This window comes from Bacillus sp. G16, assembly GCF_021282335.1.
GTDB lineage: Bacteria > Bacillota > Bacilli > Bacillales > Bacillaceae > Bacillus > Bacillus inaquosorum.
Genome location: NZ_JAJSOZ010000007.1, coordinates 33993 through 51461 on the forward strand (window position 1 = coordinate 33993; position 17469 = coordinate 51461).

18 protein-coding genes, 1 tRNA gene and 6 pseudogenes are annotated in these 17469 nt (G+C 40.1%); 13 read left to right on the forward strand and 12 right to left on the reverse strand.

Going from position 1 to position 17469, the window contains the following annotated elements; translation table 11 throughout:
* Window positions 1–57: 57 nt before the first annotated feature.
* Window positions 58–1248 carry a DUF819 family protein gene (locus tag LWH95_RS10530; RefSeq protein WP_232919519.1) on the reverse strand — a complete coding sequence of 397 codons (1191 nt, stop codon included), beginning with the start codon at window positions 1246–1248 and terminating at the stop codon, window positions 58–60.
* A 172-nt stretch (window positions 1249–1420) separates the two neighbouring features.
* Between LWH95_RS10530 and LWH95_RS10535 the strand changes: the two genes are divergently transcribed.
* Window positions 1421–1493, forward strand: a tRNA-Val gene (locus LWH95_RS10535).
* Between the two features lie 130 nt (window positions 1494–1623).
* Here the strand turns inward: LWH95_RS10535 and LWH95_RS21715 are convergent.
* Window positions 1624–2362, reverse strand: a pseudogene (locus LWH95_RS21715) (site-specific integrase); the annotation flags it as partial.
* Window positions 2363–2452: 90 nt separating this feature from the next.
* Between LWH95_RS21715 and LWH95_RS10550 the strand changes: the two are divergent.
* Window positions 2453–2659 carry an XtrA/YqaO family protein gene (locus tag LWH95_RS10550; protein WP_232919522.1) on the forward strand — a complete coding sequence of 69 codons (207 nt, stop codon included), beginning with the start codon at window positions 2453–2455 and terminating at the stop codon, window positions 2657–2659.
* A 313-nt stretch (window positions 2660–2972) separates the two neighbouring features.
* Window positions 2973–3227: pseudogene (locus LWH95_RS10555) on the forward strand (hypothetical protein).
* 49 nt (window positions 3228–3276) lie between these two features.
* Here LWH95_RS10555 and LWH95_RS10560 read toward each other — a convergent pair.
* Together LWH95_RS10560 and LWH95_RS10565 are read right to left on the reverse strand one after the other, a co-directional pair.
* Complete coding sequence (locus tag LWH95_RS10560) at window positions 3277–3552, reverse strand: hypothetical protein (protein ID WP_232919524.1); 276 nt, start codon at window positions 3550–3552, stop codon at window positions 3277–3279.
* 271 nt (window positions 3553–3823) lie between these two features.
* A complete protein-coding gene (locus LWH95_RS10565; RefSeq protein ID WP_019258086.1) occupies window positions 3824–4174 on the reverse strand; it encodes an Ig-like domain-containing protein in 351 nt (116 codons plus the stop codon).
* A 110-nt stretch (window positions 4175–4284) separates the two neighbouring features.
* Between LWH95_RS10565 and LWH95_RS10570 the strand changes: the two genes are divergently transcribed.
* Together LWH95_RS10570 and LWH95_RS10575 are read left to right on the forward strand one after the other, a co-directional pair.
* On the forward strand, window positions 4285–4461 hold the full coding sequence (locus LWH95_RS10570) for a hypothetical protein (RefSeq protein WP_166638375.1): 177 nt from the start codon (window positions 4285–4287) through the stop codon (window positions 4459–4461).
* Window positions 4462–4806: 345 nt separating this feature from the next.
* Window positions 4807–5052, forward strand: a pseudogene (locus tag LWH95_RS10575) (peptidoglycan-binding domain-containing protein); the annotation flags it as partial.
* Window positions 5053–5089: 37 nt separating this feature from the next.
* Here the strand turns inward: LWH95_RS10575 and LWH95_RS10580 are convergent.
* Window positions 5090–5432: pseudogene (locus LWH95_RS10580) on the reverse strand (tRNA-Val4).
* A gap of 137 nt (window positions 5433–5569) precedes the next feature.
* On the opposite strand from LWH95_RS10580, the pseudogene LWH95_RS10585 reads away from it, so the two are divergent.
* The 5 genes and pseudogenes from LWH95_RS10585 to manA all read left to right on the forward strand — a co-directional run bounded on the left by LWH95_RS10585 (window position 5570) and on the right by manA (window position 11703).
* Window positions 5570–5889 (forward strand): annotated as a pseudogene (locus LWH95_RS10585) (putative quinol monooxygenase).
* A 190-nt stretch (window positions 5890–6079) separates the two neighbouring features.
* Window positions 6080–6401 (forward strand): annotated as a pseudogene (locus tag LWH95_RS10590) (hypothetical protein).
* 295 nt (window positions 6402–6696) lie between these two features.
* Window positions 6697–8649, forward strand: coding sequence for a BglG family transcription antiterminator (locus tag LWH95_RS10595; RefSeq protein WP_232919527.1), 1953 nt, complete (start codon window positions 6697–6699; stop codon window positions 8647–8649).
* Window positions 8650–8799: 150 nt separating this feature from the next.
* Window positions 8800–10740, forward strand: a complete 1941-nt coding sequence (locus LWH95_RS10600; protein ID WP_232919529.1) for a PTS fructose transporter subunit IIABC — start codon at window positions 8800–8802, stop codon at window positions 10738–10740.
* Window positions 10741–10755: 15 nt separating this feature from the next.
* Window positions 10756–11703: a mannose-6-phosphate isomerase, class I gene (gene manA, locus LWH95_RS10605; protein WP_232919530.1), complete on the forward strand. Its 948-nt coding sequence runs from the start codon at window positions 10756–10758 to the stop codon at window positions 11701–11703.
* Window positions 11704–11921: 218 nt separating this feature from the next.
* On the opposite strand, the gene LWH95_RS10610 is transcribed toward manA, so the two are convergent.
* Window positions 11922–12140 carry a hypothetical protein gene (locus LWH95_RS10610; RefSeq protein ID WP_232919533.1) on the reverse strand — a complete coding sequence of 73 codons (219 nt, stop codon included), beginning with the start codon at window positions 12138–12140 and terminating at the stop codon, window positions 11922–11924.
* A gap of 177 nt (window positions 12141–12317) precedes the next feature.
* On the opposite strand from LWH95_RS10610, the gene LWH95_RS10615 reads away from it, so the two are divergent.
* Window positions 12318–12602: a hypothetical protein gene (locus LWH95_RS10615; protein WP_032732176.1), complete on the forward strand. Its 285-nt coding sequence runs from the start codon at window positions 12318–12320 to the stop codon at window positions 12600–12602.
* 66 nt (window positions 12603–12668) lie between these two features.
* On the opposite strand, the gene LWH95_RS10620 is transcribed toward LWH95_RS10615, so the two are convergent.
* Window positions 12669–13175 carry a GNAT family N-acetyltransferase gene (locus LWH95_RS10620; protein ID WP_148983241.1) on the reverse strand — a complete coding sequence of 169 codons (507 nt, stop codon included), beginning with the start codon at window positions 13173–13175 and terminating at the stop codon, window positions 12669–12671.
* A 294-nt stretch (window positions 13176–13469) separates the two neighbouring features.
* A complete protein-coding gene (locus LWH95_RS10625) occupies window positions 13470–13865 on the reverse strand; it encodes a hypothetical protein (protein ID WP_060398406.1) in 396 nt (131 codons plus the stop codon).
* 270 nt (window positions 13866–14135) lie between these two features.
* Between LWH95_RS10625 and ybaK the strand changes: the two genes are divergently transcribed.
* Entirely contained in the window at window positions 14136–14618 is a 483-nt protein-coding gene (ybaK, locus tag LWH95_RS10630; RefSeq protein ID WP_019258097.1) for a Cys-tRNA(Pro) deacylase, read from the forward strand.
* A gap of 30 nt (window positions 14619–14648) precedes the next feature.
* On the opposite strand, the gene LWH95_RS10635 is transcribed toward ybaK, so the two are convergent.
* Complete coding sequence (locus tag LWH95_RS10635; RefSeq protein ID WP_003239199.1) at window positions 14649–14843, reverse strand: DUF4177 domain-containing protein; 195 nt, start codon at window positions 14841–14843, stop codon at window positions 14649–14651.
* Between the two features lie 306 nt (window positions 14844–15149).
* On the reverse strand, window positions 15150–15479 hold the full coding sequence (locus LWH95_RS10640; protein ID WP_148983240.1) for a YjdJ family protein: 330 nt from the start codon (window positions 15477–15479) through the stop codon (window positions 15150–15152).
* A gap of 137 nt (window positions 15480–15616) precedes the next feature.
* On the opposite strand from LWH95_RS10640, the gene LWH95_RS10645 reads away from it, so the two are divergent.
* The gene (locus tag LWH95_RS10645) at window positions 15617–16027 is read left to right on the forward strand and encodes a hypothetical protein (protein ID WP_232919534.1); all 411 of its coding nucleotides are present in this window, start codon (window positions 15617–15619) and stop codon (window positions 16025–16027) included.
* Between the two features lie 18 nt (window positions 16028–16045).
* Here LWH95_RS10645 and cyoE read toward each other — a convergent pair whose 3' ends face one another.
* Both cyoE and cotT read right to left on the reverse strand, forming a co-directional pair.
* Entirely contained in the window at window positions 16046–17035 is a 990-nt protein-coding gene (gene cyoE, locus LWH95_RS10650; protein WP_232919652.1) for a heme o synthase, read from the reverse strand.
* A gap of 122 nt (window positions 17036–17157) precedes the next feature.
* Window positions 17158–17394 carry a spore coat protein CotT gene (gene cotT, locus LWH95_RS10655; RefSeq protein WP_019258099.1) on the reverse strand — a complete coding sequence of 79 codons (237 nt, stop codon included), beginning with the start codon at window positions 17392–17394 and terminating at the stop codon, window positions 17158–17160.
* Between the last annotated feature and the right edge of the window lie 75 nt (window positions 17395–17469).

Below are 17469 nucleotides of genomic sequence, written 5' to 3' on the forward strand. Positions count from 1 at the left end.
CCGTTCTCATGTCGGCATTCCTCTTACATTATTCTCAGGAAACTGCAAATATCCTTTTTATAAAAAGGAAGAAAACCAATTTCCCATAAAGGTGCCGACATAGTTACCAATTAAGTAGCCAAGCGTACCGACAAGCATGATCGGGGCGACAAGCTCCCGCCATCCCTTGGCAATTGCCATCGCAGCCGCGGTCGTGGGCCCTCCGACAGTAGCGTTGACGGCGAGCAGAATTTCTTCAAGCCGCACGCGGAACAATTTTCCGACGGCTAAGGAAACCGCTAAATTGCTGATCGCAATGATAAAGACAAATAAGAGAATAAGAGGCGCATTGGTGACGATTAAGCGCAGATCTGCAGGAATGCCGATCACCACAAAAAATAAATAAATCAAAAAGGTTCCAAGCTCCTGAGATCCATTGAGCCTTTCAAAAAAACGCGGGAAAAGAAAAATGATAAGAACCGTTAAAGACGTAAGCATCAGGTATTGATCGCCAAGCGTTCCGGTCAAAAGAGGATGAGAAAAAATGTTTTTAAAATAGCCGGAAATCTTCACACTAACCGCAACAAGCGCAAAAGCAGCGCCAGCATTAAAAGCGATATCCTTTAAGGAAATGTCCTTCCGTTTCCAATAGCTTTCTGCACTGTTTCTGCTGTTTCCATCGGCTTTCACTTTCTCTTCAAACGGCATGGCATAGTGCCGCTGAAACCATTTAAGTGCAGGAATGCTGATTAATATAAAAAACAAAAGCGTCATCATAAAATTATCAGCCACAACGGTAGCCGACACATATTCCCCCGGTGTCTCAAATTTTGCCGCCATCGCCGCAAAATTGATCCCGCCGCCGATATAAGAGGCGCTGATCATCCCGCCGATTTTATCTAAATAAGGAATATGCTGTTTGAGAAGAAAAAAAGCAAGGGTGCTGCCAAGCACAGTTCCAGCGGAGCTAATCAGAAAAATAAACAGCAAACGCCTGCTTTCCTTAAAAATCTGCCGCACATTGATCTGAAACAGCAAAAGGGGTATCGCCAGCGGCACCACATAAGACCATACGGTATCGTATACAGGCGATTCAACAGGAAGCACCCCTATATTTGTAAACACCATTGCGCCTGCCAGCGCGATAATAGCGCCAGACACAGCGGACGCCCACTTAAAGCGCTGCTCCAGCCCGATGCTCACTGCCGCCCACACCGCAATAAACCCCCATAATACCCAAACATCATCAGAAGAAATCAAAGAATGCAAAACCCCATCACCCCTATTGTAAGAAAATTAAGACATATTATAATAGGCGAGGAACAGAACAGCAAGTCCGAAAAAAGTTTTTCTGAAAAAGCAGTTGACGAATAGAGGAGCAGGTTATATAATAGAACTTGTCAGAAAGACAACAACATACCCAGCAACACATACATATCATGATTCCGTAGCTCAGCTGGGAGAGCGCTACCTTGACAGGGTAGAGGTCGCTGGTTCGAGCCCAGTCGGAATCATAGCTTAAACCCTTGCGTAGCAAGGGTTTTTTACTTTGCTTATTTATTGTTTTTGTCATCATTCATCGAGTTGGGGACGAATTGGGGACGAAATTATTTTTTTGAGCTGATTTTGAAGGGGAATTCAAAATCAACTCTGTTTTTGTGCTAGGTTTCTAGGATCGAACTGGTTAAAGTGTTTTACTGTGCTATTTTCGAGTTTCTCGGTAACATGACCATAAATATCACTAGTTGTTCGAGCGCTGGCGTGTCCAGCTCTTCTTTGAATATCACTGAGACTTTCTCCAGCTTCTATAAGGAGAGCCACCATAGTATGCCGCAAGTCATGAAGACGAACATCTTTTAGCCCGTACTTCTTTTTTATTTTAGCCCATTTTGCGGTAGGGGTTGTATAGTAGTAAGGTTTTCCTTTACCACTTGTGAAATACATATTGATGTTCTCCGCCTTCCCAGGCATCGCCAAGCAACAATTTTTCTTTTTTCCGTATGCGATAATATTTAGCCAACTCATCCATATAAAAATCAGGCATTTTAACGAATCGTTGAGAACTTTTTGACTTTGGACTTTTGACGTGAGGTTCTCCGTTAATTGTTTTAGAAATTGATCTATTTACGTATATTCCACCTTTGGCCCAATCTACATCCAAGCGCCATTCACAAGCAAGAGCTTCTCCTCTACGATGCCCCCCGATCAGAGCTGCAAGATAATATAAGCGCCATTTAATATCTATTTCATACAACACTTTAATACATTCAGCTGCTTCTTCCGATTCAAGAAAGTTCATTTCCTTATTCTCAGTTTCAGGTGAACTCAATCCCTCCATAGGATCATCTTTTATCAATTTCCATTCCTCTGTTGCAGTTTTAAGGACCCTTAAACACACAAAAAACACCGAAGCAGAGCCCGGCGTTTTGATATGAACTGGTACTTCTATCATAGCACAGGGGGGGCGCTAAGAATGTACAACCCAAGAAAAATTAATTTAAGCAAAGATACAATAATCCAGCAGGCAATCGAGCCGGGCAAAATACAAATTCTTATTTTAGATGGGAACGAGGGCACTGCACATGTCCTTGAAGCCCCAGAACACGGAGAAACAATCATTCAAACAATTAAGGGCGGTCTGGCTCGTTTAGATTATAAGTTCGGCCACAAATTCAAATAGCAGGGGCTTTCCCCTGCGGGGGAGGAACGGACATGTAAGAGAGAATTGAACGTCTAAAAAAACTGACATACATTCCTCAGAAGGAAATTGCTTGGCTTATCGAGCAAGCTGAACTGGCTGTTAAGCAACGAGAAATCATCGAGGAAAACAAACGCCAGCAGGAAGTAACGTTTCATCAATTCCGGCAGGCTCAAAAGAACATTCAGCATTAAAGCGGGGATAGGAAACGATACAAACAGGCATTAGAGAAGATCATTACTAATCTGAATTTTGCAATAACAGTTGGCCAAAACGAATTGGAGGGTGATGTGAAATGATCCCTTTACAAGTTGAGCTCCAGTGGGCAGTCAAAGCCACGAAAGACGAAGCGATGACCGTTGAGCAGGCTGCGGAATATTTAAAAGTGCATCCAAATTAGATACCGGTGCTCGTGGCAAAGTCAGACGATCTGAAAATGATCGGTGATGAAACAATCATTGCAAAGCGTGATAAGACAAATGGCTGGCTTCTCGGTGGGATTGCGGTGATTTTATTCTTTGCAATTGCGGTTCTGCCGGGGATAGGCTGATGACAGCATATTGATTGGAAAATAAAGAAGAAGGGGAATCCCTCTCCATCTAATTAATCCATCCTTCATATGTCGCACGATAAAATCCTTGGACAATCTCTACTGATTTAAGGTAATAAGTAACACCGCTCTTAACGGTTGTGTTTGGGATATCCCATCTGTGAAGAAAATCTTGAGTAAAAGAATCTTTGATTGCTTGTGTAGAAACTTCAGTTTGTGTTGAAGTTATTGATGAACTATTGGGACTTGCAGCAAAAGCGGGGGCAGCAGAAACAAGTAAAGCTAGGGACAATGCGGAACCAGTTAAAACTTTTTTCAATTTCATTTTAAACACTCCCTTTGTTTTTTTAATACAACTGTATTATTACATGGAATACAAAAATACCCAAGGGATTTTTTGTTAATGTTTTGTGAACTTAGTTGAAATATAGAAATCCGCCCAGATGCCTGCTGACCGAAATGTGGCTGCAGCATGGGCGCCGAGGAGGAAATTTGTGTGGGTTAATGGGAGAGTAAGGTGAAGAGGCAAAAGGTTATTCTAACCAAAAGAAGAGCCAATATTTGGCCCTTCTTGATGGTTGGAAATATTTAAAAGATTATTTTACATTTACAGTTACTACTCCGAGTATTGATCTATCAGACTTAAATAAAGTAATGTGGGCAGTCCCTTTACTAACACCAGTAACAACACCATATTTATCTACTTTGGCTATTCCACTAGCATCAGAAGAGTAAGTTTCAGCTACTGGATTAGCTACACTTTTAGTTTTGCCTACTGCCAAATCAATTGAATAGTCTTGTACTTTTATAGGACCGGAAACAGTCGTAACATTTTTCACTGTATTACTTGGAGAAAGCTGTACTTCTTTTGCTGAGGCTACACCACTAACCGCCAAAGCTAATGCTGATACTGATAAAGCAGAAACCAACGTTTTTTTGAAATTCATTTTGAAACACTCCTTTAAAGTTTTTTGTGTTGCACATAATAGATACGACAAAAAGTAATTATTTTCCTTGTAAATAAATGTTAATTATTTGTGAACAATAGGGGGATTAGATGGCGTTAAGAGTTTTGTTTCTCCTGATGGGATGCGGATTCTGGATATATTTCCAACACGATTACAGGCCGGATATGAAAGCGAACCTTGCTTTGATCGGGGCAATCATTTCATTCACGGCTGCGGCTTACTTTAAAGATATTGATAAGTATATAGAGAAGAGGGAAGACAAATGAACCCGATTTAAATAGTGATTTCCTTAAAAAACTAAAGAAAATCCATAATTTGTCGATTCCAAAAAGAGACTATCACGAAAAAAGGTGGAGAATTATGGACGTATTTAGTTTGCTTAAGAGTATAGGGATACCTGGGTCCTTAGCTGCAGTAGGAGTGTTGATTTATCTATTTGTAATAACTTTTAGACCAATCACTCTTTTATCGGCTAATGCATTTGAAAAAAAGCTTTTTTCTAAAGAAAAGTTATTTTTATTAATGAGTTGGCAACATTTTTGGCAAACAATACTTTGGATGTGCGTTTTTCTTTCTTTTACAATTTCATTAAACGTGCAAAAATGGGCGATCTGCCTTCCGGCATCTTCAAAGTGAAAAGTCCAATGATGCACAGTGCTGCTGTTGAGCAGATTCAAACAGCGCTGGCCGTATTGCATTTCTATCCGGATAAGAAAGCCAAGAATTTCGGGATCGATAGTTATTATGGACCAAAAACGGCGGATGCGGTCAGACGATTCCAGCTGATGAATGGATTAAAAGCTGACGGCATTTACGGACCAGCTACAAAAGCAAAACTTGAAGCACTATTGAAGTAATAAAAAGGTCCCTTGAATTTCAAGGGACCTAAAAGTCTCAATCAACGCTCTTATACCTTTCTGGGATCTTGTCTCTCCAAACAAGCATAAGGTTTTAAATTTTTCTGTTTCCATGGAACTTTTGTCGTTTTCACTTTCTGTATAAAGGTGTTCTACGACTGTTAGATCTTTTTTTATATATGCAATGGTGGTGTTTAATTGAATCTCATATTCTTCAGAAGAAGAGCCATCCAATACTTCTTGAATAATTTTTAAGTATTCATCAGCTTCATCCACCAAACAATGTCTTCAATGAAATCAGAAAAGTATTCTAGTTCTGTAGGAAGAACTACTCTTAAGTACCCTAAAGGGTCTCTTTTAAATTTAAATGAATATTCCATGATAAATATCATTCCTTTGGTTTTTTATATAAAGGATATGCAGTTGCTATTGAGCCATATTTAATAAATTACTTTTAATATAATTTGAACTGGCGTAATTCGGGGATTTGCGTTTTTATTTTTAGAAAAATGTTATAATGAAAAGTCATAAATGTTGTGAAGAGGGGGAATTTTGATGCATTACATAACCGCATGCTTAAAAATTATCAGCGATAAAGATCTTAAGGAAATAATGAAGGAATTCAAAAAACTTGAGGAAGAAACGAATAAAGAAGAAGGGTGTATTACATTCCATGCTTATCCGCTTGAACCATCGGAACGCAAAATAATGCTTTGGGAGATTTGGGAAAACGAAGAAGCTGTTAAAGACCATTTCACGAAAAAACACACAAAAGACGTTCAAAAACAAGAATTAACGGAAGTAGAATGGCTAATGAAAAGCAATGTGAATGAGTAAAAAGACATCTTCAAAAGAGGCATTCAAAGACTAAGAATCAACCACTGTAATTCAGTGGAAAAATGTTGGCGGATTGTTGTCCAACTCTGCCAACTGGTAAAAATACTAATGTAAGCTATATGAGAATATAATAAACTTTGTTGGAGAATAAAATACATGTAATAGATGTTAAAAGGCAGTGTAGAAAAAAATGAAAAAGAAAACTAAAATTATACTTTCTCTTTTAGCGGCACTTCTAGTTATTTTGATAGCACTACCCGTTTTATCTCCTGTTGTCTTTACAGCTGCTTCTGAAAAAGGAGCAATCAGACACGAAATGTATAAAAGAGGATATCCCTACCAAAGCTACTTTGCAGTTCTCCAAAAAAAGAGAAGGTGACAATGAATCTGGGCATCTTTATTATGTAAATTGGATGGATTGGAAAGATGAAACGGGACAAACTCCTCACTTATGTTATTCGAAAAAAGCATCAGATGGTGAATACAAAGTTAGCTGTGGAACTGGGCCGTAAAAATAAATTTTAAAATCAAATAAGTCCAAGACGGAAAGCCTGTGGACACTGAACTTACAGCATTAGCGCTGTTTGTTCAGTGTCCGTTTTTTATTTCGCAACTAACTCGATGTCTCTCACGATTACTAAGACCGTTAACTCAAAAACATAAAAATCCCTTTTTTCCGGAACCTTCGGTAAAAAACGAAACTTTTGACTCTATAATTTTACGTTATAGTGTAAACGGTTACACCCGTAGTATACTTATACTATCAGTTTGCTCAAATGGATACTGACAGGAAGGATAGAAAAACAGATGGAATACATAAATACAAGACAAAAAGAGATTTTGTATCTGTTGTTATCTGAACCTGATGACTATTTAGTTGTGCAAGATTTCGCAGACCGGGTACAGTGTTCTGAAAAAACGATCAGGAATGATTTGAAAGCGATCGAGGATTATCTTAATGAACATTCTCATGCTCAGCTTATTCGGAAACCAGGGTTAGGTGTCTATCTAAGTATAGAAGAACAGGAAAGGACCTGGTTAAGCCAACAATTATATACTGAACATTTTCATTCTAGGCAGCGGATCGATGAAGAAAGAATGCTGCAAATTGCTTATGACTTATTAATGAATGTAAAGCCTGTTTCCGCAAAAGAAATAGCTGCTCAGCATTTTGTGAATCGATCCGCCATTAAAAAGGATTTGTGTGCGGTAGAGGAGTGGCTGAAGCGGCATGACCTCACGCTGGTTTCGAAGCAGCGGCTTGGTTTAAAGGTTGAAGGGAACGAAAAAAGTAAAAGAAAAGCATTGGCAAGACTATCTGATTTGATAGATAACACGGAGTTTACTAGCCAATTTATTAAAAGTAAGTTCTTAAGTCATGAAGTAGATTTTGTGACGAAAGAAATCAAATCATTACAAAAAAAGCATTCTATCTATTTCACAGATGAAACGTTTGAGAATTTGCTGCTGCATACGTTGTTAATGATCCGCCGAATCAAAATGAAGCAGCCAATCCCGATTTCTCCAAGAGAATTGGCGGCAGTAAAAAAGAAGAAAGAATATCAATGGACATTTGCTTGCTTACAACGGCTTGAGCCGGTTTTTGCAATCCGCTTTCCTGAAGAAGAAGCTGTGTATTTAACATTACATATATTAGGCGGGAAAGTTCGTTATCCATTACAGAAAGAACTGACAAATGACCTTGAACATGCTGTACTTTCCAAGGTTGTAAGGCACTTAATCAATCGTGTTTCAGAGCTGAAAATGCTGGATTTTCATAACGATCAGGATTTGATCAACGGATTGAACATTCATCTCAATACAGTGTTACAGCGGCTGAGCTATGATCTTTCTGTATCAAACCCTATGCTTAATGACATTAAAAAGATGTATCCTTATTTGTTTCATCTTGTCATTGACGTTCTGGAAGACATCAATCAAACGTTCGATCTTTATATCCCTGAGGAAGAGGCAGCATATTTGACTCTGCATTTTCAGGCAGCGATTGAACGGCTGCGTCGCAGCAGCGAGACACATAAAAAGGCGATCATCGTCTGCCACATGGGCATCGGAATGTCACAATTGCTGCGAACAAAAATTGAACGGAAATGTCATCAAATCGCTGTAATGGCCTGTATCGCTAAAGCTGATTTGGCGGACTATACAAAAAAGCATGAGGATGTAGATCTTGTCATTTCCACCATTGCGCTGGAACATGTAACGATTCCCCATATTGTTGTATCACCGCTTTTGGAGCCTGGTGATGAGAAGAAATTGAGTGCATTTATACGTCAGCTTGACGAATCGCACCGCCAAAAACAAAAAACTTTTCAGATGCTGAACAATACAACTCCTTTTTTGGTTTTTTTACAGCAAGAGGCAGAGCACCGCTACAAGTTAATTGAACAGCTGGCGACAGCTTTGTATGAAAAAGGCTATGTTGAAAAGGAATATGCGGTTCATGCGGTTATGCGGGAAAAAATGGCGGCGACAAACATTGGGGCAGGCATAGCCATTCCTCATGCAAACGCTAAATATATTAAACAATCAGCAATTGCATTTGCCACATTAAAAGAGCCGCTTGATTGGGGAAATGAGAAAGTATCGCTTGTTTTTATGCTGGCTGTTAAACACGAGGATCAAAATATGACAAAGCAGCTGTTTCGTGAGCTTTCATACCTGAGTGAGCAGCCGGCCTTCGTGCAGAAGCTGACGAAAGAAACAAACGTCATGACATTTTTATCTTATTTGGATTATTAAAAGCAGGGATTCATTCCTTGCTTTTTTTGTTTATAGGGAAAAATGCCGTTATTTCCGGAACTTATGGTAAAAAAAAGCGATTTTAACGGCATGATTTCGGTATACAGTTGAGAGAAGATCTTGTTATTCACACTTTAAAGGAGGTTTCGTATGAAACTGTTAGCGATTACATCTTGTCCGAACGGAATTGCCCATACGTATATGGCAGCAGAAAATCTGCAAAAAGCTGCTGACAGATTAGGCGTTAGCATCAAGGTTGAGACCCAGGGCGGAATCGGGGTAGAAAATGAGCTGACTAAAGAGGAGATTCGGGAAGCGGATGCGATCATTATTGCGGCAGACCGCTCGGTAAACAAAGACCGGTTTATAGGCAAAAAATTGCTGTCTGTCGGGGTTCAGGACGGCATCCGCAAACCGGAAGAATTGATTCAAAAAGCACTTAGCGGGGACATATCGGTCTATCATTCCGCTTCTAAATCGGAATCAAGCAATCAACAGGAGAAGAAACAAAATCCGATTTACCGTCATTTAATGAACGGCGTTTCGTTTATGGTTCCTTTCATTGTCGTCGGCGGATTACTGATAGCGATTGCATTAACGCTTGGGGGCGAGAAAACACCTAAAGGCTTAGTCATTCCGGATGATTCTTTTTGGAAAACGATTGAACAGATCGGCAGTGCTTCATTTTCATTCATGATCCCGATATTAGCCGGATATATCGCATATAGCATCGCTGATAAGCCGGGGCTTGTGCCAGGGATGATCGGCGGATTCATTGCAGCGACTGGAAGTTTTTATGACAGCGCAAGCGGCGCCGGTTTCCTCGGCGGAATCATTGCCGGATTTTTGGCTGGATACGCGGCACTTGGGATCAAAAAATTAACAGTTCCAAAAGCAATCCAGCCGATTATGCCGATTATTATTATTCCGGTGTTTGCATCACTGATTGTAGGTTTAGCGTTTGTGTTTTTGATCGGCGCACCTGTAGCTCAAATTTTCACATCTTTAACGGTTTGGCTGGCGGGGATGAAAGGGTCGAGCTCGATCCTTCTGGCATTGATTTTAGGCGCGATGATCTCATTTGATATGGGCGGTCCCGTAAACAAGGTGGCATTTCTGTTTGGATCGGCAATGATTGGAGAAGGAAATTATGAAATTATGGGGCCAATTGCCGTTTCCATTTGTATACCGCCGATTGGCCTCGGAATTGCAACGTTTTTTGGAAAAAGAAAATTTGAGGCGTCGCAAAGAGAAATGGGGAAAGCGGCATTTACTATGGGACTCTTCGGCATCACTGAAGGAGCTATTCCATTCGCGGCGCAGGATCCTCTTCGAGTCATTCCCAGTATTATGGCAGGTTCTATGACGGGTTCTGTGATAGCGATGATTGGCAATGTGGGAGACAGAGTGGCGCACGGCGGACCTATCGTTGCAGTGCTTGGTGCAGTTGATCATGTATTTATCTTTTTTATTGCTGTATTGGCGGGATCTCTTGTCACTGCTCTGTTCGTCAATCTACTAAAAAAGGATATAACGGAGGCGTCCCCTGTGCTCAGTGAAACTGCACCGCCAAGTGAAGCTGCTGCAGCAAAAGAAATACCGCAGCCAACTCAAGAAGCCGAAATGATGGAAATCAAAAAACTGACAGACATTATCAGCCCAGAGCTGATTGAACCACATTTATCCGGGGAAACCAGGGATGACATTATTGATGAAATGATTCAAACATTGTCCGACAGAGGTGTGCTGCATTCAGAGAGCGGGTTTAAACAAGCCATTTTGAATCGTGAACAAAAGGGAACAACGGCGATTGGCATGAATATCGCGATTCCGCACGGGAAGTCTGAGGCCGTCAGGAAGCCGAGTGTTGCCTTTGGGATCAAACGATCAGGTGTTGACTGGAACAGCCTGGATGGATCAGATGCAAAATTAATCTTTATGATTGCTGTACCGAAAGAGAGCGGAGGGAACCAGCATCTGAAAATATTGCAGATGTTATCTCGAAAACTAATGGATGACAGCTATAGAAAGCAACTGCTCTCCGTACAAACAACAGAAGAAGCATACAAGCTGCTGGATGAAATCGTATAATGCGGGGGGATTTTCATGACGACTGAACCGTTATTTTTCAAGCCTGTTTTCAAAGAGAGGATTTGGGGCGGCACCGCTTTAGCTGCTTTCGGCTATAACATTCCGTCAGAACGAACAGGGGAGTGCTGGGCTTTTGCCGCACATAAAAATGGACAAAGCGTTGTTCAAAACGGAATGTATAAAGGGTTAACGCTCAGCGAATTATGGGAACAGCACAGACATTTATTCGGATATCTTGAAGGGGACCGGTTCCCTCTTCTGACAAAAATTTTAGATGCAGACCAAGACTTATCCGTTCAGGTGCATCCGAATGATGATTTTGCCAAAACCCGTGAAAACGGGGAGCTCGGGAAAACCGAATGCTGGTACATCATTGATTGCGAAAAAGATGCAGAGATCATTTACGGCCACAATGCAAAAACAAAGGAAGAACTGATCTCGATGATAGAGCTTGGAGAATGGGATGAGCTCTTGCGCCGCGTGAAGGTAAAGCCAGGGGATTTTTTCTATGTGCCGAGCGGTACGGTTCATGCAATTGGAAAAGGCATTCTCGTTTTAGAGACGCAGCAGAATTCAGATACAACCTATAGATTATATGATTATGAGCGAAAAGATGCAGAAGGCAATATGCGCGAGCTTCACCTGGAAAAGAGCATAGAAGTCATAGCGGTTCCATCCATTCCAGTTCGTCAAACTGTTCAATATGATCAAACAGATGATTTGCATATAGCCACATTGATTGAATGCGCTTACTTTTCTGTGGAAAAGTGGAGTTTGTCAGGATCAGCAAGATTAAAGCAGCAAAAACCTTTCCTTCTTGTCAGTGTTATTGAAGGGGAAGGCCGGATGATCTCCGGTGATAATGTTAATACCTTTCAAAAAGGAGATCATATGTTGCTGCCTTTCGGTTTTGGACAATTTAAACTGGAGGGGCAGGCAGAGTGTATCGTCTCTCATCTATGAAACGATAAAGGGAGCAAGTACGCCAATTCATGCTGGGCCAGACTGTTTCATGTAGCGGACTAAAGTGTTGCTGAATATGGAAAAACCCTTCTCAGATTGGAGGGTTTTTTTGATTGAAAAAGGAGTTTAGTCCCTTTGATAAAAAGAAGACTATACGCATGCTGTGGAAGGAACTTTTGGTCCCTTACCCGCATTCACGATTCAAAGCCTGACGTTCTTTAAATGCGGGGTTTTACATTATTTTGTTTAACATTACTAACTAAACCTTGAATAGGCTGTAACACATTTTTGCTGTTATTTTTTCTTATAACAATTGCAGCTATACTAGCTCCTAAACCTAAGAGAGACATCCACATCATCCCTCTGTTTCTTTTACCAGATAAAAGGGGTTGTTTTCTTGCGTTTAAAAGGGCGGTTATCCACCGGACATTATTCATCTTAGAGCCACTTCCCATCAAAATTTTTGTTTCGATACTTAGTTTTCGCAAAAGAGGAATTGATATGCTGGAATTATAATGATGGAAGTCAAAAAAGAATATATAAGAATGCAACGAATTAAACTACACATGCTGGACAAACTTATAGGGATTAAAAAAGAAGAAAGGAGGATGGAAATGAAAAAATGGCTGCAAATCATAAGTGCGTTGTTCCTATCCAGTTTTGTATTAATGGGCTGTAATACTGGTCAAGATAATAATGATAATGATAACAATGCTCCAGATGTTGAGGAGAACAATCAAGATAATAACGGCAACAACCAAGATACTAACGATAACAACGTTCCAGGTGTCGATGAGGATGATACCATCAATAAAGATGATGAAAAAGATAATGATCCTGACCCTGAAGATCCAGTTGAGGATCCTGAAGATACCGATAAAGATAGAAAAGACGAGTAAGGAAACTGCACAAATATTGTTTGAAGAAAAACCCGCTCTCAGTTTAGAGGGAGGGTTTTATCTTTTTTACATTGTAACGTATCTCCAATGCATAAAGTCTTCTGATTTATGCTCCAATTTAAACCTTAACTTCTCTAAAATACGTTGTGAACCAAAATTGTTATGTTCACATCTTGCTGTGATATGGTTCACCGTATCTTGGCTTAATGCCCAGTTTATGATTTTTTGGGCAGCTTCAACACAATACCCTTTGCGGCGATGGCTTTTATTTGTTGCAAAACCGATTTCGACCATACCATTCGAATCCGGGTCACCTAAAAATCCGGTTCCTCCAACAATTTCATTATTGTCCTTCTTTAAAATAATCCATGAATCAAATCCTTTTGTTCCATTGTTTTCAACTAATTTCTCACGGAAATAAGGGATGGCTTCAAAAAAATCAGAATTTGGCCATTCACCATTTGTTTCATAACCAAGGTCCTTAATGGCCTGATGATCTCGTTTAGATGCTGCGTCAAGAAGGGGGATATCAATCGTTTTTAATCGTAACCGATTCGTTTCAAGAAGAACCATATGTCTAATCCTCTTTTCTTTTTACTGGTAATAATGATAACATATAGCAATTTTGATCGGGAATAAAAATTCTTGGGGACCAGAGAATGGTGAAGAGCATGTGGTGTATTTGAAATGAACCGTAGACAAAGTGAGATAATGCCATTTGGGGACCAATGTCCTCTCGTATTAGAAGATAATCACTGCCTTGACAGTATAGAGACCGCCCGGTATCATAGATCCAAAACGGGTAGGAAAACGCTTGGTAATAAAGCGTTCCTACCCGTTTTTCTGTTTCTGCTGAAACATTTTGTGTTACCTTTTTGCAATCAGATAAAGCGATATGGCTCTTTGGGTTTGAACAGGATTATGAAGCGTAATGACCCATTGGTTTCTTCTCCTCGGATAGCTTGCTATTGCATACAATGGAGCATAATCGCGTGGAGCAAACCCGCCATTCACCACTTTTATATCCCTTCCTTCAAGATAACAAACAAGGTATTCACCGGGATCTATTACCTGTTGGCCAGTCCATGCGTAAGAATAAAAGCCGTCTCCGAGATCCTCAGAGGAAGATGGCGGAATAAAGCCATCAATATTCAATGTGATTTCTCTTCTTCGCTGTCTTTCTGAAAAGTCTGGATTTCTTTGAGTGTTAGGAGTATGTGTAAAGTAAGGGATTAACGCAGGACCATAAAAGTAATGATACAAAGCAACCACTCCTTAGTTTTACATTCATACAAATTGTATGTGGGTGTATGTTGTTAATTCCTGTTTTGTTTCAAGTTGACTAAGAATGGAACTTAAGGAGTGAGATCCTTTAATTGGCTTAATGTCTTTTTTTGCACGTTTTTATTTGCTGCGGAGGCGGTGTTTTGACAATGCAGGTCAGTAGAATATGGCTGACTCTGATGATAGAATTTACTTATTAACTGCAATTAAGAAGACATACATACATACATTCGATCGTGGGGGAAAAGGATGGCGAAAAAAATGACAAAAACAAATGCGGTTCGTTTGATAGAACAGCAGAACATCTCCTATGAGTTATTAGGCTACAAAACAGAAGGAGGCCAGCCGCTAGATGGCATCTCTGTTTCGGAAAAAATTGGTTACCCTTTGCAGTATGTATATAAGACATTGGTGGCAACAGCAGGAACAAATCATTATTACGTGTTTGTTGTACCCGTTGCAGAGGAATTAGATGTAAAAAAGGCAGCAAAAGTAGTAGGTGAAAAGAAAATAGAAATGATTGCAATGAAGGAACTATTAGGGGTAACTGGCTATCTTCGTGGCGGCTGCTCACCAATCGGCATGAAAAAATTGTTCCCGACCTATATTGATGCAGCAGCTGAAACACTTGATTTTATCATTGTCAGTGCAGGGAAAATCGGTATGCAGCTAAAGGTAGCGCCACAAGATTTAGCCAAAGCATGCGATGCAACATTTGCAGAAATTGTATAGATAGTAAATAAAAAAGCTTAGACACCTAGACTAAGCTTTTTCCGCATCTCTTTCAAATATGATTTCAAAATAAGCAGCTGCTCCATACCCATCGATACTAGGAGCGAAAATCTGAACGAATGTCCAGCCACTTTTCGCATAGTCATGGATGATTTGCTGGTAGTCTTCTTTAGGCCTTCTTCTCATAGTGCTCAGTTCTACTCTTACGAATTCATATTCTTTCATCGTTTGATACCTCCTCTTAAGGTATACGTAAGAATAAGAAGGAAGTTACAAAAAACTGGTAAAAATTGAACCGTAATAAAAAATGCCTTTCTTAAAGGGAGAGGCTTTTTTTATTTCTGAGAAAAAGATTCCGTAATACTTTGTTTATTTTCATACAACAACAAATACGTTTCCATCTGGCGCTTGAATAATTGCCTGTGCGTATCCATTGAACTTCAGGAACACGTCTAAAAAAGAACTAATGATTTACTATGAGTAATTAATCAAGGTGATTTAAAATGGCACTTGTTTATAAGAAGATTCGGGTCAGCAATCCAGGTGAATATCTTGCTTATTGAATTTGACTGAATATATGAGTAAAAAAAGCGCGGCCAAAACATATAAAAATGAGAAGATCATTAACGCACTCATAACTGGATAATGTTTAGCAGAGTAGATAAAAAAATCGAGTTGCGAAATTTGCTTGGGGCTGGTGATGGTATCAATTCCATTTAGGAGTTTTGAAAATGTAGCGGTATAGTTCCAATCAAATCGATCTGAAACAAGCTCGCTTCCTTGATACCAATTGACAGCGGTTAAAAACAGAAAAACCATGAAAGATAATCCAAGCTGTACAACTAAAAGCATCCCTTTCAATGTTGTAGACCTCCAAATCTATGAACATGGAAAAAACTAAATAATATATTACCATAATATAGGGTATTTGGACAATTTCTCTTTCTTGATAAAAGCGAAAGTCTATTTTTTTGTTTGTTTTTGGCTTATAATACCTGATGATGGAAAAAGAGTTCGAGTTTATAGAGTGGAGAACTACTATTTGCCATTTTACTTTTGTACTTTGGCGAACACCCGGTAGTAAGCTGGGGGACGTACTTTCTTTTCTTTCAATCAAAACATGCAAAGATGCGGACATGTTTAATATCCGGCTGGGCTTTATCTCATTATTTATTTTGCCTTTAAGTAATCATTCCAAGAAAGCGATGATATTCATGAACAAAGAAACCCTAAAATACATACTCACTATTTTCTCAATATGTGCAACCCTTCAGGAAACCGATGATATGAGTATTGCTCATAGCTGGATTTTGACTGAAATCGTACGATTTTTGATTTGCACGGCTGTGTTTTTAATCCTGACATTTCTATTAGATGCTGTTTTTCCAAACAAAAAAGAGTCACATTAATGTGTGGCTCTTTTTACATTATCTGATCAAAAACATCACAAATGAATCAATCATCATGATTAAAAACAGCAAGCAAAAATAAATGAGCGAGTAGACAAACATATCCTTTGCCCACTTCACGTCATCATCCGTTTTGAATCCTTGGATGCTTTTTTTGATCCATATGCCTCCGAGAACCAAGGCAGCTAAGAAATAAAATGGACTGATATGACCAGCGGCGAGAGTAAAAGGAAATAACAGCGTCACTGGCACTAGGACTGCAATATATTGAATCATTTTTACTTTCGTTACATGATTTCCTTTTACAACAGGCAAGAGCGGAACGCCCGCTGCCCGATATTCCTCTTTCCGTCTTATCCCAATCGCCCAAAAATGCGGGGGCTGCCACAGAAACATAATCGCGTACAATAGCACTGCCGTCATACTGATGTCTCCGGTTACGGCACAATACCCCATCAATGGCGGCGCAGCTCCCGGAAAGCTCCCGACAAATGTACTCCACACAGAGGTTCGTTTCACCCATACCGTATAGATGATCGCATAAAAGATAAAGGCGGCCAGTCCGAGAAGGGCAGTTAATGGATTGAGGGAATACAGCATCACAAGACCGGTGATTCCTAATACGGAGCCATACGTTAAGATCATGGCTGGCGGCATTTTCCCTGTGACTGAGGCCCTGCTGCGGGTGCGCGCCATTTTTGCGTCCATATGGCGGTCAAAATAATTGTTATAGACAGTCCCGGAAGCCATAACAAACGCGGTTCCAAACATTGCTGTCACCATTGTCATCAAAAAAGCCATTCCTGTTAATGGTTTGTCTGCGCTGGCAAACGCAATCCAAAATCCGCCGAAGGCAGCTATCGAGTTTGATATGATAATGCCGGGTTTTGCAAGTTTGATAAAATCGTAAGCTGTTACCCGGTTAGAAGGTTTTATGTATGTCGTTTCAGATATAGCTGCAGAATCTCTTGTATTCTCCAAAAATAGACGCCTCCCCCAAAACTGCATGCTTTTGTTATCGTAACAAGAGGGCTGTGAAATCACAATTATTTCCTATATTTGTCATGATATTGTCATTTTTAAAACAAAAAAATGGGGAGCTGGACTGCCCCCATTTCGGTAAACAAAGCCTAGTATCCTCCGCCGTATCCTCCGCCATATCCGCCGCCGTACCAAGGGTAGTAAGGTGGACGCGGGCGCGGGTAGTAGTAAGGCGGACGCGGATAAAACGGGTAGAACGGATAAAACGGTCTTGGATAATAATAAGGCGGATAAAATGGCGGTCTCGGGCGCGGATAATAATAAGGCTGTCTTTCATCATAAGGTGTAATTTGTTCAAACGACTGTTCATTCAAAGGATAATCCAAGAGGAAAACCTCCCTAACTTTTTTATTCTGTTTACCATATTCTAGATGTTTTAGTTGGGTGTATGTACATTTGTG